The sequence below is a fragment of the Pelobium manganitolerans genome, from assembly GCF_003609575.1.
Classification (GTDB): domain Bacteria; phylum Bacteroidota; class Bacteroidia; order Sphingobacteriales; family Sphingobacteriaceae; genus Pseudopedobacter; species Pseudopedobacter manganitolerans.
On record NZ_MBTA01000001.1, the window covers coordinates 70685 to 94904 of the forward strand.

Annotated in this window: 21 protein-coding genes; 13 read left to right on the top strand and 8 right to left on the bottom strand. The window is 41.4% G+C overall.

The window, feature by feature from the left end:
- Positions 1–6: 6 nt before the first annotated feature.
- The 4 genes from BCY91_RS00320 to BCY91_RS00335 all read right to left on the bottom strand — a co-directional run bounded on the left by BCY91_RS00320 (position 7) and on the right by BCY91_RS00335 (position 4022).
- A complete protein-coding gene (locus tag BCY91_RS00320) occupies positions 7–186 on the bottom strand; it encodes a hypothetical protein (RefSeq protein WP_120180022.1) in 180 nt (59 codons plus the stop codon).
- Between the two features lie 73 nt (positions 187–259).
- The gene (locus BCY91_RS00325; protein ID WP_120180023.1) at positions 260–1675 is read right to left on the bottom strand and encodes a PD40 domain-containing protein; all 1416 of its coding nucleotides are present in this window, start codon (positions 1673–1675) and stop codon (positions 260–262) included.
- Between the two features lie 94 nt (positions 1676–1769).
- Positions 1770–3620, bottom strand: a complete 1851-nt coding sequence (locus BCY91_RS00330) for an outer membrane protein assembly factor BamB family protein (RefSeq protein WP_120180024.1) — start codon at positions 3618–3620, stop codon at positions 1770–1772.
- Between the two features lie 21 nt (positions 3621–3641).
- Complete coding sequence (locus BCY91_RS00335; RefSeq protein WP_120180025.1) at positions 3642–4022, bottom strand: hypothetical protein; 381 nt, start codon at positions 4020–4022, stop codon at positions 3642–3644.
- 236 nt (positions 4023–4258) lie between these two features.
- Here BCY91_RS00335 and dacB point away from each other — a divergent pair, with 236 nt between their 5' ends.
- On the top strand, positions 4259–5635 hold the full coding sequence (gene dacB / locus BCY91_RS00340) for a D-alanyl-D-alanine carboxypeptidase/D-alanyl-D-alanine endopeptidase (protein ID WP_120180370.1): 1377 nt from the start codon (positions 4259–4261) through the stop codon (positions 5633–5635).
- Positions 5636–5637: 2 nt separating this feature from the next.
- Here the strand turns inward: dacB and BCY91_RS00345 are convergent, their stop codons facing one another.
- The gene (locus BCY91_RS00345; RefSeq protein WP_120180026.1) at positions 5638–6678 is read right to left on the bottom strand and encodes a sensor histidine kinase; all 1041 of its coding nucleotides are present in this window, start codon (positions 6676–6678) and stop codon (positions 5638–5640) included.
- 48 nt (positions 6679–6726) lie between these two features.
- Here BCY91_RS00345 and crtD point away from each other — a divergent pair, with 48 nt between their 5' ends.
- The 8 genes from crtD to BCY91_RS00385 all read left to right on the top strand — a co-directional run bounded on the left by crtD (position 6727) and on the right by BCY91_RS00385 (position 14859).
- Positions 6727–8199 (top strand): 1-hydroxycarotenoid 3,4-desaturase CrtD, encoded by a 1473-nt coding sequence (crtD, locus tag BCY91_RS00350; protein WP_120180027.1) that lies wholly within the window; start codon positions 6727–6729, stop codon positions 8197–8199.
- Between the two features lie 16 nt (positions 8200–8215).
- Positions 8216–8839 (top strand): lysophospholipid acyltransferase family protein, encoded by a 624-nt coding sequence (locus BCY91_RS00355; RefSeq protein ID WP_120180028.1) that lies wholly within the window; start codon positions 8216–8218, stop codon positions 8837–8839.
- Positions 8836–9933 carry a glycosyltransferase gene (locus tag BCY91_RS00360; RefSeq protein ID WP_245988938.1) on the top strand — a complete coding sequence of 366 codons (1098 nt, stop codon included), beginning with the start codon at positions 8836–8838 and terminating at the stop codon, positions 9931–9933. The genes BCY91_RS00355 and BCY91_RS00360 overlap by 4 nt, the downstream gene beginning before the upstream one ends.
- A 7-nt stretch (positions 9934–9940) precedes the next feature.
- Entirely contained in the window at positions 9941–10582 is a 642-nt protein-coding gene (locus BCY91_RS00365; protein WP_120180029.1) for a carotenoid biosynthesis protein, read from the top strand.
- Between the two features lie 39 nt (positions 10583–10621).
- A complete protein-coding gene (locus BCY91_RS00370) occupies positions 10622–11470 on the top strand; it encodes a 4-hydroxy-3-methylbut-2-enyl diphosphate reductase (protein ID WP_120180030.1) in 849 nt (282 codons plus the stop codon).
- 14 nt (positions 11471–11484) lie between these two features.
- Positions 11485–12171, top strand: a complete 687-nt coding sequence (locus BCY91_RS00375; protein ID WP_245988941.1) for a fatty acid desaturase — start codon at positions 11485–11487, stop codon at positions 12169–12171.
- Positions 12164–13180: a ferrochelatase gene (hemH, locus tag BCY91_RS00380; RefSeq protein ID WP_120180031.1), complete on the top strand. Its 1017-nt coding sequence runs from the start codon at positions 12164–12166 to the stop codon at positions 13178–13180. Before BCY91_RS00375 ends, hemH begins: the two co-directional genes overlap by 8 nt.
- 836 nt (positions 13181–14016) lie before the next feature.
- The gene (locus BCY91_RS00385; protein ID WP_120180032.1) at positions 14017–14859 is read left to right on the top strand and encodes a DUF2911 domain-containing protein; all 843 of its coding nucleotides are present in this window, start codon (positions 14017–14019) and stop codon (positions 14857–14859) included.
- Positions 14860–14932: 73 nt separating this feature from the next.
- On the opposite strand, the gene BCY91_RS00390 is transcribed toward BCY91_RS00385, so the two are convergent.
- A complete protein-coding gene (locus BCY91_RS00390) occupies positions 14933–15751 on the bottom strand; it encodes an NHL repeat-containing protein (protein ID WP_120180033.1) in 819 nt (272 codons plus the stop codon).
- Positions 15752–15911: 160 nt separating this feature from the next.
- On the opposite strand from BCY91_RS00390, the gene BCY91_RS00395 reads away from it, so the two are divergent.
- Positions 15912–17312, top strand: a complete 1401-nt coding sequence (locus BCY91_RS00395; protein WP_120180034.1) for an MBL fold metallo-hydrolase RNA specificity domain-containing protein — start codon at positions 15912–15914, stop codon at positions 17310–17312.
- A 50-nt stretch (positions 17313–17362) separates the two neighbouring features.
- Here the strand turns inward: BCY91_RS00395 and BCY91_RS00400 are convergent, their stop codons facing one another.
- Complete coding sequence (locus BCY91_RS00400) at positions 17363–18481, bottom strand: acyltransferase family protein (RefSeq protein ID WP_120180035.1); 1119 nt, start codon at positions 18479–18481, stop codon at positions 17363–17365.
- 90 nt (positions 18482–18571) lie between these two features.
- Between BCY91_RS00400 and BCY91_RS00405 the strand changes: the two genes are divergently transcribed.
- Both BCY91_RS00405 and BCY91_RS00410 read left to right on the top strand, forming a co-directional pair.
- Positions 18572–19846 (top strand): glycosyltransferase, encoded by a 1275-nt coding sequence (locus tag BCY91_RS00405; RefSeq protein WP_120180036.1) that lies wholly within the window; start codon positions 18572–18574, stop codon positions 19844–19846.
- Positions 19833–20591 (top strand): glycosyltransferase family 2 protein, encoded by a 759-nt coding sequence (locus BCY91_RS00410; RefSeq protein ID WP_120180037.1) that lies wholly within the window; start codon positions 19833–19835, stop codon positions 20589–20591. The genes BCY91_RS00405 and BCY91_RS00410 overlap by 14 nt, the downstream gene beginning before the upstream one ends.
- A 77-nt stretch (positions 20592–20668) precedes the next feature.
- On the opposite strand, the gene BCY91_RS00415 is transcribed toward BCY91_RS00410, so the two are convergent.
- The gene (locus BCY91_RS00415) at positions 20669–23131 is read right to left on the bottom strand and encodes a YfhO family protein (RefSeq protein ID WP_120180038.1); all 2463 of its coding nucleotides are present in this window, start codon (positions 23129–23131) and stop codon (positions 20669–20671) included.
- 204 nt (positions 23132–23335) lie between these two features.
- Between BCY91_RS00415 and BCY91_RS00420 the strand changes: the two genes are divergently transcribed.
- Positions 23336–24211, top strand: coding sequence for a YicC/YloC family endoribonuclease (locus BCY91_RS00420; protein WP_245988942.1), 876 nt, complete (start codon positions 23336–23338; stop codon positions 24209–24211).
- Positions 24212–24220 lie beyond the last annotated feature (9 nt).

Consider the following 24220-nt stretch of genomic DNA (forward strand, 5'->3'; position numbering starts at 1 on the left):
TCTTGCTTAAACTTGGGCTTCACGGCTTTTGTTAATCAGGTACTGAAACAGCCCGCCGGTTAACACGCCCAATACTGCGCCAATTAGCACATGACCTTCAACTGCCCATCCGGTTAAAATACCGCAAACCAAACCGATTACGTAATATAACCAGTTGTATTTTTGATAATCAAAGTTTTCTTCCATTGCTTTTGTGTTTGGCTTCAAAAATAAGGGATTATGGCAGAAGAACAAAGCTTTTATGCTTTAATATGATTGCCTAGTTTACTTGCAATAACGATTTGGGCAGTTTTACCCGGCAAAGCTGGTAGGCATCATCTTTATAAGTGGTAAAATATAAATACTCGTTTTCGTCATCGTACACCATAGAAGTTTCGGAAGCTGCAGAGTTGATCTTTGGCCCAAGGTTGATGGGTTCGCTCCAGTTTTTCCAAGTATCGTCTAGCCTTTGTGTAAAGTACAAATCATCGTAACCGTGGCTGCTAAAACCATTGCTGGCAAAAAACAGGGCTTTGCCGTCTTTGCTCAAAAAAGGAGAATATTCATCGTTGGCCGAGTTAACCGCTTTTCCCAAGTTCTGTAACAGGGAGTAGCTCCCGTCTTCCTTTACCTTTGCAAAGTACAAATCCATGCCGCCTTGGCTGATGTCGGATTCTACAGCCATTACGATAATGCTTCCGTCTGCGTTGGCGCTAAGGTTAGATGCATCGTCCAAACTGCTGTATGCAATTACCTGCACAGGTTTTTCAAGATTAAATTCGCCGTTGTTCTCAGAAAATATCTGATAACCTGTTTCGCTAGTGGCTTTTTTAAACGGCGCACCGCCTACCACATATTTACCACCAATTATGGTAGCTAAATAGTTGTAGTTTGGGTTTTTGTTGATGCTTGCGGGCAAAGCTGTTAAATTGCTGAGCACGCCGTTGGCTAAATCAAAGCTGTAAATTTTGGTGCGATCTTCTTCATCAGCAATGTTAACATATAACTTACTAGGTGTAACAAAATCGGCATTGATGGAAGTTTTGGAAGTGTATAACACTTCTGGCTGTGCAAGATTCTCTAGGCTTTTGCTGGTGTTTATTTGAGGTAAAATTGGTTGTTCCGAATCGGAAATACCAATGGCATCAATTTGTTTGTCGCCGGCTGTTTTGGTAAAATTGAATACCACGCGCAAAGCTTTGATGTTTTGTAAAGGTTCGTCTAAAACGGCGTATTCTATGCCAGGGTTTACGTTTACCTGTGGCGCCTCAACCACCTTACGACGTTTGCGGTTAAAATAATAGCCCCGGGTAAATTCCTGAGATTTCGCTTTCCAGTTGGTGAGGTTTATTTTATTGCGGAAAACTTCTTTGTACTTGCCGTCTCCGGTGCCGGCCATCACCTTTACTAAACAACCCGAATTGAGGTTTTCAAAGATGGCAATCTGCTTTACAGACTGTGCCTGGGCAAACTCCACTTCAATAAAATCATGTCCGTCATTTGCGTTTTTAGGTGCCCAAGCGTTGGGGCTATCGCCACCTTGCGGAAAGGCATCCGGGCGCCCAACCACTCTGCGCGAGCTGTATTGTTTACCGCCCAAATCTGACGAGCTTTTGATCACTTTTGCTACCCATTGCACTTGCTGTGCTTGGCTTAAGACAGGGATTAAGCATAATAAGAGTAAAACTTTTTTCATGTTAAAATTGGATTGAAAGCTATTTTGAACAAAAAACGGCTGCAACCTAAGTTGCAACCGTACCACAAACAATTGCTATAAAAGCAATAGGTCTTTAATTATTTACTTTAATCTTCTCTACTTTTTTGTTTTTGAAGGCGTAAATGTATTCGCCGTCTTCAGAGATGTCGATACCGTCGCCATAAACCGGACTTCCGCCTTTGCCTTTGCTTTCTACCGTTCCTTTGGTTTCGCCGGTTTCCATGTTAATACCGTGAATAATGTTTTTGCTGTTTTTCTGGTTTCTTAAAAAGAAGTTTCCGTTAATGTCGTACCAATAGTCGATACCGGCCAATTTATCTGTTGCATAAACACGGCTGCCATCGGCTTTTTTATAGCTGGCCAAACCTTTTTCTGATACCACCACGCAATTGTCGCCATAATCAATTACGTCAAAAGCTTTTCCAACTTTGGCATTGCCGTGTTTAACATTAAACAGCTGTTTGCCCGATGCGATATCGTAAGAATAAAACTCGTCTCCATCGCCAATAAATACCGTTTTACCTTTGTCGATCACCATATCGGTAATGCGCTTGTCAAAACGTTCTGACCTCCACGCGGTAGCGCCATCTTTGTCGTTTAAACAAAGCAAACTGTTTTTTTGGTTCACATAATCCCAATAAATTTTATAGGTAGTGCTAGTACTGCTCAATCCGGTAGAGCCGAGTCCACCGCCGCTTGTTTGCCTCTCAATTTCTTGTACCTGAACTTTACCACCTACCTGCACTAATATCTTGTCGCCAGATTTATAAAGTTTAGGCATAGAGAAGGCACCAGTGATTTTTTCTGAAGCCCACAACAGCTTGCCGGTTTGCAAATCGTGTTTTTCAACATATTTGGTTCTAGAGCGGTTTGCAAAAATCACAATGTACACCGCGTCATCGGTAAACAAAGGATCGGCAAGGGTGCGGTAAATTTTCTTTTGGCTACCGCCTTTGCCCGCCATATTGTTTAAGAAGCTGTTGTTGGTTTTATCCATGTCGTTTTCATAGGCAACCTCCCAAAGTTTTTGGCCGTTGTTGAAGTTGAAAACCTGGATACCATCTAACCATAAAAATACTTTATCGCCTTTTAACCAAATGTCTAAGATTGGTTTGCGGGTTACTAGCTCTTTCTCTACCGTACCGCGGAAAGACGCATCCCACACGATTTCGCCGTTTGTAGCGTTAATTTTTAGAAGCTGGTTTTTAAAGCCGCTAATTAAAGCACCTAATGCAGTTGGTTTGTAATTAAGCATTACAATCTCGTTCTTCGCCTTATCGTACTGGTACTCGGCAACGGCGCCTTTGATTAATTTGGTTTCCCAAACTTTTTCGCCTGTTTTAGCTTTTACCAAGTTCATCCCGTCTTTTTGCGCAATTAAAAAGGCATCAAGCTCGTCAATGTATTTAACGGTTTCAATATCTTCTGAGCTGCTACCCAACATCCCACGGTCTTTTGGTAACAGGTTTTGGTAGTTTTCGCTGCTCCAAAGTTCTTTACCTGTAGCAATATCCAGCACCGCAATACGGTCTGTGCCAAGCTTACGCGAGTCGAACAAAAACAGGTATCCACCTTTGCCTCCCTCTTTCCAGATAGAAAACTGAAATTCGCACTTATTGGTTTTGTTGGTGGTGAGGTTTTTAAAGTCGCCTTCCCAAATCTGCTTACCGTCGGCGTCTAATACGGTTGCCGAGTTATCATCTGTACCTAAAATATAGGCGTCGCCCGTAGATCCGCTTACCGCCAGCCTATTCGCTTTGTTAGAGAATTCAGATTCCCATACGGTTTTAAAGTTGCCGGGGGTTTTGCTGCCTTTAGATGGCAACATACTGCCCATTTTTTCTTTTAATTTGCCAAATTGGGCGTTGGCTGCATAACCGCCACTAAGCAATAGCAGTGATAGCGCAATAACTTTTTTGTTCATGGTTTTAGATTATGTTGTGGTTTAAATTTGAATGGTTTGTCTGATTTTGTATTTCTGCTGTTTAGGCAACTTGAAATTGAACTTGTAGGCGAGCAGGTAATCTGATAAAAACTCGAAGAAATCATTGTTTTTGATGTCAGAATCAACCTTAAAAAAAGTGGCTATTTTTCCGTTTTTGACAACAGAAATATCTGTTACGATATAACCGCTTACGGCAGCAAACTTTTTGTTTTTCTTTTTTAGAAAGTCTTCGCTTTTAAAAGCTGCTTCCACTTCTTTACTTACTTCTTCTTGCACTTGCTCCTCATCTGTTAAAGTGACTCTTTTTTGTGCATAAACCGTGTTTATACTTACAAGGGCAAACAACAAGAAGAAAAAAGAGAGTAAATATTTTTTGTTCATGGTTAATTATTTGTAGGGTAAAAGTACCGTTACAAACAAAAGGTGTAAATACGTAGAATTACGTATTTTTCTGTACCGCGAATTACGCGGGGATTGCCTGATTATTTATTACCCAACGATTGGTAGCCAAACCGATGGCAGGCATTTTTTGCACAAACCCTGCTCCTAGTATCATTATTGCTTTATTTTTGATTTTTCAATCGGCTCCGTTTCTGGGTCGCCATCAAAAAATATTAATGAAAAAGGCATTTTTACTTTCTATCTTCTGCATAGCAATTATTTCTAAAAGCATCGCGCAAAGCTTAAACAGCAAATTAGCGAGCGCCTATCAAAAGTTCATCGCTTCTCCTTCGCTAAAATATGCGTCGGTAGGGTTTAGCGTGCTGGATAGCAAAAGCGGAAATGTAGTTTTTGCGCGAGATGAAAACCGGGGTTTAGCGCCTGCATCTACATTAAAAGTGGTTACGGCAGCCACAGCTTTAGATTTATTGGGTCCAGATTTCACTTATGAAACCGCTGTAGCTTACACCGGAAAAATTGAAGGAAACACTTTGAATGGCGACTTAATTATCACCGGCACGGGCGACCCCACCTTGGGCAGCGAACGTTGGGAAAAAACCAGCAAGGCGCAAGTGCTGAACCGTATTTTGTTTAATTTACAACAGAAAGGCATCCAAAAAATTAACGGAAAAGTAATTGCAGACGCGTCTGCGTGGGACACGCAATCTTTGCCCATTGGCTGGATTTGGCAGGATATGGGGAATTATTACGGCGCCGGAACATCGGCACTCTGCTGGGGTGAAAATGCTTTTTACCTCAGCTTTAGGCCGGGTAAAACTGCTGTTGAATTAAATAAAAGCAGCCTTACTTATCCTTTTTTAGAAATCCATAACGAGCTAAGTAGCGGTGCGGTAGGTTCGGGAGACAATGTTTACGCCTACTCCGCGCCTTATACCAATCAGATTTTTTTAAGGGGCACTTACGCTATTGATCTAAAAAAAGACATTGGCTTGTCGTTACCAAACCCGCCTTTGGCGATGGCTTATGATGTTGCCGATTTTTTGAATAAAAACGGCTTTGGAAACATCGGATACCAAGCTAAAATAGAAGGCGCCAGTATCGCAGGCAATGCCCTATTCAAAATACAATCGCCACCGCTAAGCGAAATTGTTTATTGGTTTAACCAAAAAAGCATTAATCTTTACGGCGAGCAAATGCTGCGCACTTTGGCTTCTAAATTTGGTAAAAGTACTTCTACGATAGAGGGCCTGCGCGTATTGAACAATTACTGGGGAAAAAAAGGCATCAGCGAAGGCGAATTGAATATAGGCGACGGTAGCGGTTTATCGCCCGCCAACAGGGCGAGCACTTTGGCTATGGCAAAAGTATTGGCTTATGCCAGGCAACAGGTTTGGTTTGATGTTTTTTACAAGAGCATCCCTTTGCACAACCAGCAAAAAATGAAAAGCGGCACCATTGCCGATGTTTTAGCTTATTGCGGCTATGCTGGCGAGGGGCAAAATCTCAGCTTCTCAATAATGGTCAATAATTATCAGGGTAGCACAACGCAAATGAGACAGCAACTGTACCGTTTTTTAGATAGCTTAAAATGATTTTAAAAAGTGATGGTAAAGCAAGCGCCTTTGCCATCGCCATCGCTGTGCGCCTGTAAACTGCCACCGGTTTGTTCAATTATTTTTTTGCTGAGGTGCAAGCCCAAACCAACTGAAGGTTCATTTGCAGTGCCTTTTCGGCCACTTTTGCGCGCATCATTGAACAGCGTTTTCGCATATTTTTCTGAAAAGCCAAGACCTTCATCTTTAACAGAAATTTGTATTTGATTGTCTTTACGGGCGGTAGTAATGGTTACGCTTTGGCCATCGTAAGAGAACTTTACCGCATTTGACAGCAAATTTTGCAACACCAAAGACAAATTGCTTTTGCTTCGGTTGGTGTGCAAGTTTTCTTTACTCAGGTTTTGGATAACGTTGATATTTTTTTGGGCAAAGGCCGATTTTAGCTTCAGCACTTCATCCTGTATAAAGGAATTGACATCGTACTCCAAAAGCTCTGCATGGCCAATGCTACTTACCGTAGCTGCCAGTTGCTCTAGCAAGCGGCTAAGTGTGTCCAGCTGTGATTTGGTGATGGTTTCAATTTGCCCAATATAGGTATTCAGATGCTCGGTATCAATCTTTACCAGCTCGCAAAGCGCTACAATCTGGTTCAACGGCGTACGTAAATTATGCGTTACTAAAGAAGCCATTTGGCGTTTCTCGGTTGACAGGCGGTCCAGGTGATTAATAGTTTCTTGGATCAGCATCATCAAACGTCCGGCTTCATCCGGAAAATGGGTAGGTAAGGCTGGCAAAACGCCTCTGCTCATATATTCTTTAAGCGCTTTATCGCTCAACAACAATGGCGAAAGCAACCTCCGTAAAACATATAAAGTTACCCCGGTTGATGCTAGGGTGAGCCCCAATACCAGCATAATGACAGCTTTACTAGATAAAAGCTCGGCCGGACTATTTAGCACAAAAAAGATAATCCCGATTAACGGAATGTGTATCCCCACAAAAGCTACAAAAAGAAATTTTAAGCTATAATTGTACTTAATTAGCGGAAAATGCGATAGTCGTCTGTATATGGCGTCCATGCGTATTAGTACGTTTAGCAGGTTGCAATAGTTTTAAAAAATTTCAGATTGAGTAAAAAAGCAGGTATAGTTGGAGCCGGATTAGCAGGTATAGCCACCGCCATACGCTTGGCCTGTAAAGGTTATCAGGTGCGAGTGTTTGAGGCCAACAGTTATCCCGGCGGCAAGCTTTCTGCTTTTGAGCAAGGCGCTTACCGTTTTGATGCAGGCCCCAGCTTGTTTACCATGCCCCAGTATGTGGATGAGCTGTTTACACTAGCCGGAAAAAACCCGCGGGCTTATTTCAACTACCAAAAACTGGAAGAAATTTGCCACTATTTTTGGGATGACGGTGTGCAGTTGCGTGCCTTTGCCAATAAAGATGAATTTGCTGCGGAGGTGGAGAAAAAAACCAAATCCACCGCTCTGGAGCTTAAAAAATATCTGAATAAAAGCAAAGAAATTTATGGCATTACGCACCGCGTTTTTCTTGAGCAATCTTTGCACTTGCTAAAAACCTACACCAACAGCAATACCGCAAAATCTTTCTTAAACATCGGTAAAATTGATGCCATGCGCACTATGGCGCAAGCTAACCAAGGTTTTTTTAGCGATGAAAAAATGGTGCAGTACGCCAACCGCTTTGCAACGTACAATGGTTCAAATCCCTATCAAGCGCCAGCTACGTTAAATATAATACCGCATTTAGAACAAAATTTAGGTGCTTATTTCCCAGACGGAGGCATGTATAGCATCACTTTAGCCTTGCTCAAACTGGCCGAAGAGCTGGGTGTAAAGTTCAGCTTTAACCAAAACGTGGAGGAAATCATCGTCAAAAATGGTGCGGTAACAGGGCTGAAAACTGTAAATCAGGTTTATGATTTTGACCTGGTGCTTTCTAACATGGACGTTTATTTTACCTACACCAAACTGCTGAAAAACTTTAAAGCACCCAAACAAATTTTAACGCAAGAACGCTCAAGCTCGGCCTTGATTTTTTACTGGGGCATCAAAAAGCAATTTGCAGATTTAGGCTTGCACAATATCTTTTTCAGCGACGATTACCGTGCCGAGTTTGATGCCATCTTCAACACAAAAACAATCTATCGGGACCCAACCGTTTATGTAAACATCAGCGCTAAGCTGAAAAGCGATGACGCACCCAGCGGTTGCGAAAACTGGTTTACCATGATAAATGTACCCAACAATAGCGGGCAAAATTGGGATAAGCTCATTACCGAAGCTCGCGAATACATACTCAAAAAGCTAAGCAAAGTATTAAAAACAGATGTCGCTTCGCTTATAGAAAACGAAAGCGTGTTAGACCCACGAAGTATCGAAAGCAAAACCTCCTCTTTCCGTGGCTCATTGTACGGCACCAGTTCTAACGGGAAATTTGCCGCCTTTTTGCGCCACGCAAACTTTAACAAAAAGCTTAAAAATTTATATTTTGTAGGCGGTAGCGTGCATCCGGGCGGTGGCATACCGCTGGCTTTGCTTTCTGCCAAAATAGTTGCCGATATGATAAAACCGGCGAAATAAAATCTGCAAAAAGAGGATGATTAAACCGAAATCCAACAAAATTATTTACGCATTTTTTGCTTGGTACATCAAGCGGATTATCGGAAAAGATTTTTCGGGTTTCCATTTTCAAGCTATTGATTATCCTAAAGAGAAAGCAATTTTGTTGTTGGCCAACCATTTTAGTTGGTGGGACGGTTTTATCCTTTTTCAGCTTAACCGACTGTATTTCAAAAAGAAATTTCATGTGATGGTGCTGGAGGAAACCTCAAAAAAGGTGAGATTTTTAAAATATCTGGGTGCATTTAGCATCCAAAAAAACGCAAAAAGTTTGTTAGAAAGCTTAGATTACGCCGGCAGCTTGCTTAACCAGCCGGATAACTTATTGCTGATTTTCCCCCAAGGCCAACTGCAGTCGCAACACAGCAAAAGCATCAGCTTTCAAAAAGGCTTGTTTAAAATAATAAATGCGTCGCAAAAGAACTTTAGTTACATTTTTGCCGTTACCTTGGTAGACTATTTCCAGCATCGGAAACCTAAAATCCATATATTTTTGCAACATTGGCAGGCACCGCCATTCGCCAGTTTACAAATGATAAAAACGGCTTACAACAAGCATTACGAAGAGGTTTTGCAACAACAATCGGAGATTAAAGTATGATGATTTATTTTTTTTACATCGTTTTTTTCTTTCTGATTCTGCGTTTCACGGTCACGCTGTTCAACTTTATATCAAACCCAAAACTTACGCCTGCGCCTGTAAAACACTATGATTTAGTTTCGGTGCTTATACCCGCCCGGAACGAGGAAGAACGGATTTTAACCTTGTTGCAATCCTTGGCTGTGCAAGATTATGAGCGCTTAGAGGTTATTGTATTGGATGATAATTCTGAGGACCGCACCTACGAAACCGTGACTAACTTTTGCCGGCAAGATGCGCGTTTCCGCATTATCCGCGGCGAAAAACTGCGCAAGGGCTGGCTAGGTAAAAATTTTGCCTGCCACCAATTGGCAAAACAGGCAAAAGGAGATTGGTTTTTGTTTTTAGATGCCGATGAAATGGTAAAAGACGGCTTAATACAAAACGCGCTTTACCGCATGTACATGGGCAAACTGACGTTATTAAGCCTTTTTACCAACCAAATTACAAAAAGCGCGGGCGAAAAAGCAGTGGTGCCACTTATGCACTTTCTGCTGTTAAACCTGTTGCCTTTGCGGCTGGTAAAACTTTCTAAACTGCCCTCTTTCGCGGCGGCCAGCGGGCAGTTTATGCTCTTTAATGCACAAACGTACCGTCAATATCAGTTTCACAAAATGGTAAAAAACAAGGTGGTAGAAGATGTGGAGATTATGAAAAAAGTAAAGCAGCAGGGCTTGCGCGGCGAGGCGTTGTTAGCTAACGCTTTTGTGTTCTGCCGCATGTACAAGGGCTATAAAGAGAGCGTTTTAGGCTTTTCAAAAAATATTTTGGCGGGTTTTAACAACAATATATTCGCTTTGGCCATATATATTTTATTGGTGGTTTTAGGTCCCGTTTTTATATTGGTTTTAGGCAATATGCAATTATTTGTGTTTGCGCTTACGCTGATATTTTTAAGTCGCGTGATGATTTCCTACCTATCCGGGCAAAGCGTATTTTTGAACATTTTATATCATCCTTTCCAGATGCTCAGTTTATTGCTGATCGCTTTAGTTTCAATAAAACAAAAGCTAGGCAAAAGCGTAACTTGGAAAGGCAGAAACGTTAACGCCTAGGCTAAACATGAAATATTTAGAAAAAACCGGTCTATCAAAAATCTTCATCATCGTTTTTCATTTGGTGGGTTTTGTTGGTTTCTCCATCCCGCACCTGCACGATTTTTTTATTTCCGTTGTGCCCTTCCATCTGCTGTTAATGGCAGCCATTTTACTGATGAACCAGCGCGATTTTAGCAAAAACTTTTGGATGGGTTTGGTGTTCATCTATCTGGCCGGATATGGCGTAGAGGTGGTAGGCGTAGCCACGGGCGCTATTTTTGGCAGCTATAATTACGGCGAAACATTGGGCCTTAAGCTGGCACAGGTGCCGCTTTTAATTGGTGTTAATTGGGTTATTCTTATCTTTTGCGTGGGCGCTGTTTTAAAAAAGTACTTTAAGCACCAGCGCAATATTAAATCAATGTTGGCTGCTTTAATATTGGTTTTTATTGATTTTTTGATAGAGCCTGTTGCCATCAAATTTGATTACTGGAGCTGGACAGATTTGTTTGTGCCACTACAAAACTACGTGGCCTGGTATATTGTTGCTTTTATTTTGATGCGGGTTTATTACGAGATTGATTTTAAAAAATCTAATCCGGTGGCAATGACGCTTTTAATTAGCCAAGTGCTGTTTTTTATAGGATTAAATGTTACTGCCGTCTGACTAAACTTTTTATAATTTTGTGCTTTACGTTTTTTGGGGATGGATTATAATCTGAAAGTTTCGATAGATCAAGATTCGGGATTCTGTTTTGGCGTGGTTTACGCGATAGATATGGCCGAAGAAATTTTAGCCGAGCAAGGTTACCTGTATTGTTTGGGCGATATTGTTCATAACGATGAAGAGGTGGTGAGGCTGAAAGAAAAAGGGCTGAAAATCATCAATAACGAAGAGCTGAAAAGCCTGAAAAACGAAAAAGTGCTTATCCGCGCCCACGGCGAAGCGCCAGAAACCTACAAAGTAGCCTTGGCTAACAACATCACTTTGATTGATGCATCGTGCCCAGTAGTGCTAAAGCTCCAAAACCGTATAAAAACCACCCATGATGCACAAGAGAAAGTGCTGATTTTTGGTAAACATGGCCACGCGGAGGTGATAGGCCTGCAAGGACAAACCAATAACGAGGCCTTGGTTTTTCAGGATTTAAGCGAGCTGGATGGAGTTGAGCTGCCCAAATCTTTTACCCTGTACAGCCAAACCACAAAATCTACGGATAAGTTTTACGACATAAAAAAAGAGCTGATTGCCCGCGGTTACGATGTAAAAGCAAATGACACCATTTGCAGGCAGGTGTCTAACCGGGATAAAGAGCTGCCCAACTTTGTTAAAAACTTTGATAAAATCGTTTTTGTATCAGGCAAAAAATCATCAAACGGAAAAGTGCTTTACGAGGTTTGTAAAAAGAACAATCCGGCAACTTATTTCATCAGCAAACCCGCCGATTTAGAACGGGCCATGTTTAACCCTAATGATAAGGTGGGTATTTGTGGCGCCACATCAACACCCATGTGGTTAATGGAGCAGGTTAAAGAGGTTTTGGAAGCCTATTAAAAATCAAGCAGATTTTGAGAAAGCACGGTGGGATTATTATTGCGTTAACTGTACTGCTTTTGTGGGCCGGTAGCATCAGCCTTCTGATGCGTTTTGATTTTACTTTCGCCAACCCTTTAGTGTATGTTTTTGCGCTTATTCAAATGCATTTGTACACAGGGCTTTTTATTACTGCGCATGATGCCATGCACGGCACCGTTGCGCCTCACCATCCAAAACTGAACAATTTTATTGGCGGAGTTTGTACCTTCTTTTATGCGCTTTTCCCGTTTCAAAAACTTAATAAAGCACATCACCAGCACCATCGTTTTGTGCATACGCAGCAAGACCCAGATTATTACGAGGGGAGTTTTTTAACTTGGTACTTCCACTTTATCAAACGCTATTTAAGCTGGTGGCAGGTAATTTTAATGGCCATCATTTATAACGTACTCAAAATTTATATCCCCGAAAAAAACTTATTGCTGTTTTGGGTGTTGCCATCTTTGTTAAGCACCTTGCAGCTATTTTATTTTGGGACTTATTTGCCCCACAAAGGAGAGCATCAGAATATTCATCAATCTACTACACAGTCCAAAAACCACATGTGGGCGTTTTTAAGTTGCTATTTTTTCGGCTACCATTACGAGCATCACGAACACCCGGGCATGCCCTGGTGGCAACTTTGGCAAACAAAAGAATTAAAAAAGAATAATGGCTAAAAAAGGAATTTTACTGGTTAATTTGGGCACGCCAGATAGCCCTTCTACCGCTGATGTGCGCAAATATCTTGATGAATTTTTGATGGATGAGCGGGTGATTGACATCAACAGCTTTAACCGCACTTTGTTGGTAAAAGGAATTATTGTGCCTTTCCGCGGACCAAAATCTGCCAAGCTTTATAAAGAGATATGGACGCCCCAAGGTTCGCCTCTGCTCATTTACGGAAACAGCGTAAGAGATGTCCTGGCAAAAAAATTAGGTGCCGATTATCAGGTAGAGCTGGCTATGCGCTACCAGTCGCCTTCGTTGCCAGATGCTTTAGAGCGTTTAAAGCAAAGCAAGGTGGACAGCATTAAGGTAGTGCCTCTGTTTCCGCAGTACGCCTCGGCATCAACTGGTTCTGTGCACCAACTGGTGATGGAAATTGTGAGCAAATGGCAAGCAATACCGGCTATCAGTTTTGTAAACAGCTTTTATGACCATCCTGGGATGATCAAGGTTTTTGCAGACAATGCCAGAAAGCACTTACACCAGTCTTGGGACCACATCCTTTTTAGTTTCCACGGCGTGCCACAACGCCAAATGAAAAAGGCGGATGTTTCTGGTCAGCACTGTTTAAAAGTTGAAAACTGTTGCGATAACATTACCGAAAACAATAAATTTTGCTACTCGGCACAATGCCACCAAACCGCCAAATTACTGGCTAAAGAGCTGGATTTAAAACCCGAAGATTACAGCTTATGTTACCAATCTCGCTTAGGAAGCGACCCTTGGATGCAACCTTATACCAGTGATGTTTTAAAACAGCTGGCACAAAAAGGCGTAAAACGTTTGTTGGTACTTTGCCCCGCTTTTGTAGCCGACTGCCTAGAGACATTGTACGAGATTTCTGTAGAATACCAAACCGAATTTGAACATTTAGGAGGCGAAAAAGTGCAGCTGGTGGAGAGTTTAAACGACAACCCGGCGTGGATTGCGGTGCTGGAAGATATTGTGCTAAATAAGTAGCTTTTCTCTACAAAAACCTGTTCTGGCAGATTAATATCAAGCATTTAAGCTTCCTTGCTTTTTTTGTAAAAATTCATCGGCCGAGTTGTGCCTAGGCATAACAATGATCTTAAAAATCATTTGTTATGAAAAAAAATTGGATTTTATTGCTCGCTATAGGTCTAGGATTTACCATGAAGTGCACTTTAAGTATTCCTCAAGTATCCTTTAAGTATCCCTTTAGCGGAGGAGTAAATTTCAAAAAGCAAAAAATTGGGGAATTGATGTTTCAACGGCTACCATTTTGTTTCACCTAACCCGCCTTTTTTTTAAATCAGACAAAAAAGCCACCGATAATAAACGCCCAAGCTTTGTGTCTTCGTGGCCTAAACCCAAGCCCACAACCATCGCCCAACGCTTTAACCGTTTTAATAAAAAAACACCACAAGCACCAAAAAAAGTGCACTTAAATCGAATTGCGTCAATCCTCACCAAATCCAATCACCAGCAATCAATTTTACTTAACAACCTGAGTTCGATTAATAATTTCAAAAATTATGACTAGGAACGAGCTTCAGCCGGTTTTACAGACAATTTATAATTGGCTTTAGCCCAAATTGATATCAGAAAGTTTCGGCTAAAGCCATATTTATAATAATCTTATTCATCGGGCTAAAGCCCGATGCAATTGAATCAGCTTTAAAGACCTAATAATTGATGTTTTGATTTTAAATAATAATCGAACTCAGGTAAAGGTCTTTCAGTTAAAACCGTGGCGAAAACCATGGCTTTTTTAGGCTCAAAATATCCTTAAAAACTAAAATTTAATCTTACTTTCGAGTTTAAACATTTAAAACATGAAATCTATTCTAAAAACGTTTTTAGTGGGTTCGGCAATTTGCTTATCCGCTAATTTTGTACAGGCACAGGCTTTAATGCCGCAGCCAAGCTCTGGGCAAACCATTATTCAAGATTTTGGTTTGGGGAAAATCACCTTAAACTACAGCAGACCAAACGTAAAAGACCGCGCAATTTTTGGCGATTTAGTACCTTATAACCAGGTTTGGCGTACCGGTGCCAATGGCGCAACTAGCATTACTTTTACAGATGATGTAAGTTTTGGCGGAAAACCGGTAAAAGCAGGTACTTACGCTATTTTCAGCATCCCTACGCAAAGCGAGTGGACCGTGATTTTAAGCAAAAACGCGCAACAATGGGGTTCTTATACCTATAACCAAGCGGATGATGTAGCGCGCGTTACTGTAAAACCAACTGCTTTAGCGCAAAAAGTAGAAAGTTTTACCATGGCTTTTGCCAATGTAAGCGCAGGTGCTTTAGATTTGGTTTTAAGCTGGGATAAAACACAGGTGAGCGTGCCACTTTCTGTAGATTTTGATGCCAAAGTGATGGCAAATATCGAAAAAGCAATGGCCGGTGATAAAAAGCCGTACTTCCAGGCAGCGCAATATTATTATACCAATAACAAAGATATTAAACAGGCACTTGCTTGGGTTAATGAGGCGGATAAAACCAGCGACAAAGCCCCATGGGTAAAGCTTTGGAAAGCCAGAATCCAACTAAAAGCCGGAGATAAAAAAGGTGCTAAGCAATCTGCAACCGAAGGTTTAAGCATAGCCAAAGAACTTAACAACGGCGAATACGTTAAATTAAACCAAGAATTTTTAAACGGTTTAAAATAACCTTAAACACAAAAAAAATCCGCTTGCGAATAACTCACAAGCGGATTTTTTATTTTGGAGATTTCAGAAAAAATCAATCTTCCACAATCCGGTAAGCCACTACAGAATTTTTTAAAAATGTAGGGATGTAAAGTAAATTCTTAGTCGGGTCTATCCCGATATCTGCCGTGTTAATTTTGTCTGCGCGGGTGTCCATCAGCAGATGCAAAGTACCATCAGCTTTAATGTGGTAAACCAAACCCACCCAACAAGTGGCAATAAAATCGCCGTTTTTATAAGGTTCTAAGCCGTCTCCGCCAGACGCTAAACCGCTTGCGATAAGCGTTTTATTTTTGTTTTTGTCGAACTTCACCAACTGCGGGCCACTTAAAATATAAAGCTCGTCGTTTATAAATTTTAGGCCGTTGGCATTGTTTACACTATCGGCGTAAAGCTCAACTTTATCGTTTTTAATTTTATAAACCTTTGCCAACCTAGTGTCAGAAACAAAAACTTCACCGGCTTTATTTATGGCAATATCATTTAAAAAGATAGCACCTTCTACCGGGATTTTTGCTTCTATCTTAGCTGTTTTTAAGTCTATTTTAACTACCTCGCTTAAATCGGCTACGTACAGTTTTCCTTTAAAAATGCCTAAACCCTTTGGTGCGTTTAGTCCGGTTACCCAATTGTTGTCTGCAATTTCGCCGTTAGGCTTTAAAATAGCTACACCGCCTTTGCCATCGGCCTTATTGCCCTCACCGTCAATTAATGAAACGTATAGCAAACCGTTAAAAGGCAAAACAGATTCTGGCGTGGCCAAATCTTTGGTTTCCCAAAGTTTCTCTAATTTGACTTGTGCGCTTGCTGCGCCGGCGCAAAGCATCAACAAAAATAAAAATGCGTTTTTCATGTTCTTTTCTTGATAATTTAACAAGTAAATATTGCTGTATAAAAGCCTAAATTACCATTTTAATCTTTCTAAATTGGATTGATAATTGTTTAGCCTTCCAAAATTGGATGTATCGCTTTCACTGTTAAGCATCCACAAATAGACATTAGCTTTTAGCAATATGAAGATAACTTTCCACGGCGCTGCGCAAACTGTAACCGGCAGTAAGCATTTAATACAGCTAAATAACGGTACAAAAATTTTGTTGGATTGCGGTCTTTTTCAAGGCCATGGTTCCAATACCGACCAAATGAACCGCCATTTTGGGTTCGATCCTAAAACAATTGATTTTTTGGTGCTGTCGCATGCACATATAGACCATTCTGGTTTAATTCCGCGTTTGGTGGCCGAGGGTTTTAAAGGAGATATTATCGCCACGCCAGCAACTTATGCCCTCTGCAAAATTCTGTTGCAAGACTCGGCCAAAATACAAGAAAACGATGTTTGGTATGCAAATAAAAGGCGGCAAAGGGAGAATTTAGATCTTTTTGAACCGCTTTATACCATGGAAGATGCACTAACGGCGCTCAGCTTTTTTAAAAGGGTAAAGTACGCTACGCCTTACCAGATTACAGAGGGTGTTAAACTAGTGTTTGAAGATGCCGGACACATTATCGGCAGCGCTTCTGTGCATTTGGATATTGAGGAAGATGGCGAGCTAAAACGTATTTCCTTTAGTGGCGATGTGGGGCGCTACAAAGACCTGATTTTGAAAGCGCCTAAATATTTCCGTCAGGCGGATTATATTTTGCTAGAATCTACTTACGGAGATACTTTGCACGAAGATGCAGCCCCAGCAACCGAAAAATTGCTACAGCTGATTAACGAAACCTGCATCCAAAAAAAAGGAAAGCTAATTATTCCGGCATTTAGTGTGGGGCGCACACAAGAGCTTTTGTACTCTTTAAACGCCTTGGAGTTAGCGGGCAAACTTCCGGATTTGAAGTATTATGTAGATAGTCCGCTATCAGAAAAAGCGACTATGGTGGTCAAATCTTTCCCTTGGAATTTTAATGATAACGTGCAGGAAGTGCTAAAAGTGGACGATGATCCTTTTGATTTTAAAGGCTTGCATTATATTGAAGATGCCGACGAATCAAAATCTTTAAATAGTGACCCGTCGCCTATGGTCATTATATCATCTAGTGGCATGGCCGAGGCCGGCAGAGTAAAACATCACATCCGTAATAACATCGAAAACCCTAACAATACCATTTTGTTGGTGGGTTATGCAGAACCTTCGTCCTTGGCGGGGCGTTTAAAAAACGGGGTAAATCCGGTTTCTATTTTCGGCACTAAATATCAGGTTAACGCACGCATTGCTTCCTTACAATCTATGAGCGCGCACGGCGACCAGTCAGATTTACTGCAGTTTTTAAACGGCCAAGATAAGTTGGAACTTAAAAAAATATTTCTGGTACACGGCGAGCCCGATACGCAGTTTACTTTTAAAACAGAGCTTGAGAAACACGGTTACCACGATATCGAAATTCCGCACCGCCACCAAAGTTTTGATCTGTAGCTTTCGGTTTCCGGTGTTGGTTTTAGCGGCGTTATTCTTAAAGGGTTATTTTAAACTTTGATGATGATATTCCGTTTGTACATAAGCCAAAGTATCAGATACCAAATAAACACAAAAGTTAGGGCACCGGCTAAAGAAGCATGGTATGGGTTAAGGTAAGGCACATAAAACAGTTGGTACAAATAATTTTTTAGTGAGGTGCTTTCGCCGTTTATAGTCACCTGAATTAAGTTTAAACTGCGCGCTATGATGGCCGATGCGAAAAATACCGTAATTGCGTTTACGCCATAAATAACAAAGGGTTTTGTGAAACGGCTGAAGCCCTGCACGTCAATTATCCAATAGCAAAAAGCCAAGCCCATGCTTGCCAGGCCTCCGGTATAAAGCACAAAAGAGCTTGTCCATAACGATTTGTTGATGGGGAAAATCAAATCCCAACACAAGCCCGCAATAAAGGCGATGAAACCGTAAGCAAACAGCCAAGCTACTTTCTCGCTTTGGCTTTGTGTTTTGCTTTTTAATAACAGGCCCATCATCATCCCAAATAAACCGCTGGCCACGGCAGGCAAGGTGCTTAATAAACCTTCCGGATCCCAGGTGCGGGACAGGGACCAAAGGTGCGCTTCGGTAAAAACAGCACGATCTACCCAGGCCGCTAAATTGGTCTCTTTCTCCAAATTGCTTGCACCAAAACCGGGCACAGGTACAAACATCATCAAAACCCAATAGGCCATCAAAATCAACACAAAAAGCTTAAAAAAATAGTTAGGATTGGTATAGATAAACAAAACGGCACAAATGAAATACACCACCGCGATACGTTGCAAAACGCCCGGAATCCGCACCGTAGCCAAATCAAAAAAAGGAAACGTAGCCAAAAAAAGTCCCAGTCCAAACAAAATTAGTGACCGCTTTAAAATGGCTTTGAACAAACCGGAATCCGATTTTTTACGATCCAACGCATAAACAATAGAAACCCCAACAATAAATAAGAAAAAAGGAAAAATAAGGTCGGTTGGGGTGCAACCGTTCCAATTGGCGTGTTCTAGCGGAGCATAAATATGTTCCCAGTCGCCGGGATTGTTTACCAAAATCATGGCGGCAACGGTTAGCCCGCGAAAAAAATCTAAAGACAGTAAGCGCTGCTTGGTTTTTAATTGACTGTGCATCTTAATTGGTTTAGGTTTATGCCAATTTCCTATTTTTTTTGAAAGCTAGTGCTTTAAAACCGATTAAATTAAGTTTGTATTTTTACCGCGATGAGAGTAATCCACTTAAACACTTATGACGGCAACGGCGGGGCAGGCCGCGCGGCTTATCGCTTAAATACTGCTTTAAAACGTACCGGTGTAAAAAGTGATTTGTTTACCTATATCAAAATGGGCAAACGTCCAGATATTGAAGCTTTATATCCCGGGCTTTTGCCAAAATTCTTTGCAACGCTGCGCATTTTGGCCGAGCGCTACTTACCCCGTTTTTACGAGAAAGATTTGAAAGTGCCTTTTTCGCTTTCTTTTTTCGGTAAAGACATACACAAACATCCGGCATTGCAACAGGCCGATATTATACATTTACACTGGATTAATCACGGTTTTTTAAACCCGCAAGATATTGCCAAACTGGCTTTGCTTAACAAGCCCATAGTGTGGACCTTGCACGATAGCAACACTTTTACCGGCGGTTGCCACGTCCGTTTTGATTGCCAACATTATCTTAACAGCTGTGGCCTTTGTCCGCTGTTGAAAGATCCCGAGCCGGACGATATCTCGCACCAAACCTGGGAACGTAAAAATAAGGCTTATGCTAAACTACAGGCAACTTTTATAAGCCCTAGCAATTGGTTAGGCAGCGCGGCTAAAAACAGTGGTTTGTTAAAGCACAAAGCGGTTTTTACCATTCCAAATACATTGGAAACGGATGTATTTAAACCGCAGGATAAACAACAAGCCAAACTCGCTTTGGGTTTAAGTCCTGGCGATTTTGTTTTACTCAGCGGTTTTATGCCATCTAAAAAAGATGCACATAAAGGCACTTCTTATTTGGTAAATGCGATTGATTTATGGCTGCAGAAGCGGCCAGATTTGGTATCAAAAGTTACGCTGATTGTTTTTGGCAATAAAAAAAATCAACTGCCCCCGCCTTTTAAAATTCCGGTTAAATTTTTAGGCACCATCCACCAAGATGAAGTTTTAGCGCAAGCTTATGCGGCGGCGGATGCCTTTTTAACTACTTCTTTGGATGATAATTTGCCCAACACCGTAATGGAAAGTTTGGCCTGCGGAACGCCCGTGATTTCTTTCACCACCGGAGGCATCCCAGATATGGTAAAGCATCAGGAAAATGGCTATTTGGCGAAATATAAAGATGCGACAGATTTTATGCAGGGTCTGGAATGGATTTTCACGCATCCCAACAAACCTCAATTAAACCAAAATGCCCGCGATACAGTGGTGCAAAATTTTAGTGAAGAGGTTGTGGCGCAAAAGCATATGCAGTTGTATCAAAAACTGATAAAAGAAAATGGCGCCATTTAACCCCACACTAAGCGTAATAACGGTTGTTTATAACAACGTAAAGGATATAGAGCGCACCATCCAGTCGGTAATTGGGCAAAGCTATGCTAACATCCAGTACATTATTGTGGATGGTGGCAGCACGGATGGCACCTTGCAAGTTATAGAACACTACCGCGATAAAATAAGCAAAGTCATCAGCGAGAAAGACAATGGCATTTACGATGCGATGAATAAAGGTTTGGCTTTGGCCGATGGGGATTACGTGCTTTTTATGAATTCGGGCGACGAGATTTACAGCATAGATACCGTTGAGCGTATTTTCTCTGCCGCTGCGGATGCAGATATCTACTACGGTGAAACAGAAATGCTTGACGAAAACCTTGTAAGCCAAGGCCGTCGCAGGCATCAAATACCCAAAAAACTAAATATAAACAGCTTTAAATACGGCATGAGTGTTAGCCACCAAGCCATTTATGTTAAAAAGACGATTGCCAGTCCGTATAACCTAAACTACAAGCTTAGCGCAGATATCGACTGGGTTTTAAATGCGCTTACTAAAGCCAAGAAAATTACGCGAGTAGATTTTTACGTAGCTAAATATCTTATGGGCGGACTTTCTAAACAAAAGCATTGGGCGAGTTTAAAAGAACGCTTCCAAATTTTCACTTCTTATTACGGCTTGTTGCCAAACCTATTTAACCACGGTATTATTGCTTGCCGCTTGCTGTGGCATTTCTTAAAACATAATAAAACAAACGACTAGGCGTTTTAAAAACGAAAGGTCTTTAAAGCAGAAATCCCGATCTTTTTGAATCGGGATTTTCTCTTATACTGGTTAGTTTAAGCTGGTTGCTTACGGGCAATCTCGCGGTAGATTGCCATTGCTAGAATTAAAGATAAAATAATAGATCCAAATAATGAAATATTTTCTCCCAAAAAATATGAATTTGGTTCAAATTTCCACTCGATTTTATGATTTCCGGCAGGCAAAACAGCAGCCCTTAGTAAATAATTTGCCCTGAAATATGGCGTTTCCTCGCCGTCAACGTACATTTTCCAACCTTTTGGATACCAAATCTCAGAAAAAACAGCTACCGAATTTTTATCTGTAGAATATTCATATTTTAAATGATCTGGATGGTAAGATGTCAGTTCAATTTTTCCATTTGCTGGCGCACCGGCTCTTTTGTCTTCAATTAGATGTTTAAACTCTTGATTTACAATAGCTACTTTTGAGGGGTCAAAAGAGCTGATGGCCTGCATCTCTTCATCATTGTTTTTTGCAAACTTAACTTCGCTCACAAACCAAGCATGTCCGCAAGCGGTACGGTTGGCCTGCATGCTCGCTGTTTGGCCATCTTTACCGGCGGTAATAAAGTACTTGGTGTTTAACATATCCAGCACGTCCTGGTTTAAACTGCCAGTTAATTGCTTGTCAATTACCTCTTGGAAGCGTTTTAACTTAGCCGCGTGGTAGCCACCAATGGTTTTGTGGAACGCTGTTGCGTCTGCACTTTGGAAAGTTGGGATGGTTAAATCCAACACCCTAAAATCCGGATCAGGGTCGCGCATAATAAATTCATCTACCTCGCGCGGTGCCGCATGTTGGTTCATGATGGCTTTGGCTACAAACTTCTCATCGTTTAAATAACGTTTGTCTAAAGACCATAAATCGGTTAAAACCACCAAACCAATAATAATTAGGCCCAAGGGTTGTGCAATTTTTTTGTTGATTAACGCCCAAAGTACACCAATGCCTACAATAATAAATAGTAAAGAGCGCAAAGCATCTGCACGGAACAGTGAAATACGGTCGTCAATCAAAGCGGCCGCAATACTTGCACCAAAACTTTGGTCGCCACCGGCAACCTGGCTCAACTGCCCTATCAAATCTTGATGCGTGTCTGATTTAAAGCTGAACAAAACCGTAGGTACAGCCAACAGCACCACTAAAATTCCTAAAACAATATAAGCGCTGGTCTTCAGCTTTTGGATCATCAACTTGCTGTCCGCGCCGGGTTTGGTAGCTTCATAAATAGCTAGGCACGCTAAAATGGGTACGCATAAGCTGGCTATCGCCAAGTTAAACTCAACCGAGCGGAATTTATTGTAAAGCGGTACGTAGTGGAAAAACAAATCGGACAGTAAACTGAAATGCTTTCCAAACGCCAGCAAAATGCTTAAAACAGTTGCGCCCAATAGCCACCATTTCAGTTTGCCTTTTACCACAAACAATCCAAAAATAAATAAGAAAAGTACAAAAGCCCCAAAGTACCACGGGCCAGATGTGAAAGGTTTTGGCCCCCAATACACCGGCATCTGTTGTGCAAAACCGGTAGCTTGGTTTATGTCTGCGCCTTTGCTCACTAAAGCTTTTGCAACGGCAGATTTGCCGTCCAACATCGGCTGGCTTGCACCTCCGTAAGCGTTAGGAATTAACAAAGTGAAAGTTTCACCAATGCCTTGGCTCCACTGGAAAGCGTAGTCTTTATCTAAACCGTTGTTTGGTTGTGCACTATCTGTGGTGATGTTTGATTTACCGCGGGTAGAGTATTTGCTGTATTCATAAGTGGTCCACAAATTTCCGGTATTGACCAAAACGCCTAAAAATGCGCTGGCAACCAATACACCCAATGTTTTCCCAAATGCCTTTAACTGCTTGTTTTTATAAGCATGGTAAAACTCGATACCCATTAATATCAACAAAGCGATAAAAAGGTAATAAGTCATTTGGATGTGGTTTGCCCTAATTTCCAGTGCCACAAACAAAGCCGTGATGGCTGCGCCCAACCAATATTTTTGGCGTAAGGTTAAAAGTACGCCGGCCACTATAAAAGGGTAAAAAGCTATTGCCATAGCTTGGTTACTGTGCCCAGCTTCTATAAAAATAAAATTATACGACGAGAAACCGAAGGCTATTGCGCCCACGGCAGCCAGCCAGGGGCTCAAACCTAAAACACTCAATAAAAAATAGGTTCCTATTAAATAAAGCAATACAATATCCACCGGGTTTGGCGATGATGCCTTAATGAAATCAATAATATGAGTGGTAATGTTTTTTGGGTATTTAAGCCAAATTTGGTAGCTCGGCATCCCGCCAAACATGCTGTTTGTCCAAAGTGGCGCTTTACCGTCAAGCTCTTTGTACTTCATAATCTCGCTTTGCGTAGCGCCGGCCTTTTGTACGTCGCCTTGCATTAACACTTTGCCTTGGAAAGCGGGGGTAAAATACACAAAACATAAAATAATGAAAAACAAGATGATACCGATGTGGATTCCGTTTCTTTTAAACCAATTGGACATTTGTAAAAAATTTAATGAGCATCAAAAATAGGAATATAGTCCATGAAATGAAATCTAATATTAATGGCGATAAAAGATTAAAAGAATGCTTATAAGCGGTTTAAGCAAGCCTATTTTAACCGCTCGAGTGGAAGATGGTAGCCTTTCATCAACATCTGTTGCTTGCTTTCGCCGATTTTTGAGCGCTTAATCTTATCTTTGAAGATGATTAAATCCATGACCGGCTACGGTGCTAGCACAACAGACCTCCCAAGCGGTAAGTACACGGTAGAAATTAAATCGCTCAACAGTAAATTTTTAGAGCTTAACCTCAAATTGCCGAAAGCTTTTTCGGAAAAAGAGTTTTTTCTGCGCACGGAAGGCAGTAAAGCTTTTGAGCGCGGGAAAGTAGTATTAAGCATTACTGCTGATAACTCTGAGCTGCCTGCCAAAGGCGCCAACATCAACAAAGCACTTTTTATCGACTATTACACGCAGTTGAAAGCTATTGCCGATGAGGTGGGCGATGAAAGCAAATCTTTAACTTCCATTATTTTGGGTTTGCCCGATGTGGTGCATTACGATGAAAATTCGGTTTCTGAAGAAGATTGGCAGAAACTGCTAGCCGCGTTTTACGATGCTGTTGAGCATTTTCAACAGTTTAGGCAAGATGAAGGCGCGGTGTTGGAGCGCGAATTAGCAGACCGTATAAAGAATATATTAGATTTTTTAGCGGCCGTTGAGCAAGACGAACCAAAACGCATCCCCACCATTAAAGAAAAATTAAACACTTTATTGGCAGATGTTGTGGGCAAAGAAAGTGTGGACGGCAACCGTTTAGAGCAAGAGCTGATTTATTATATCGATAAGCTGGATATTACCGAAGAAAAAGTGCGTTTGCGCAGCCATTGCAATTATTTTATGGAAACCCTGCGCGCCAAAGATGCCAACGGTAAAAAGCTGGGTTTTATATCTCAAGAAATTGGTCGCGAGATTAATACCATGGGTTCCAAAGCTAACGATGCATCCATCCAACGGCACGTAGTGGGCATGAAAGAGGAACTGGAGAAAGTTAAAGAACAACTGTTAAACGTACTTTAAGCCTCGATA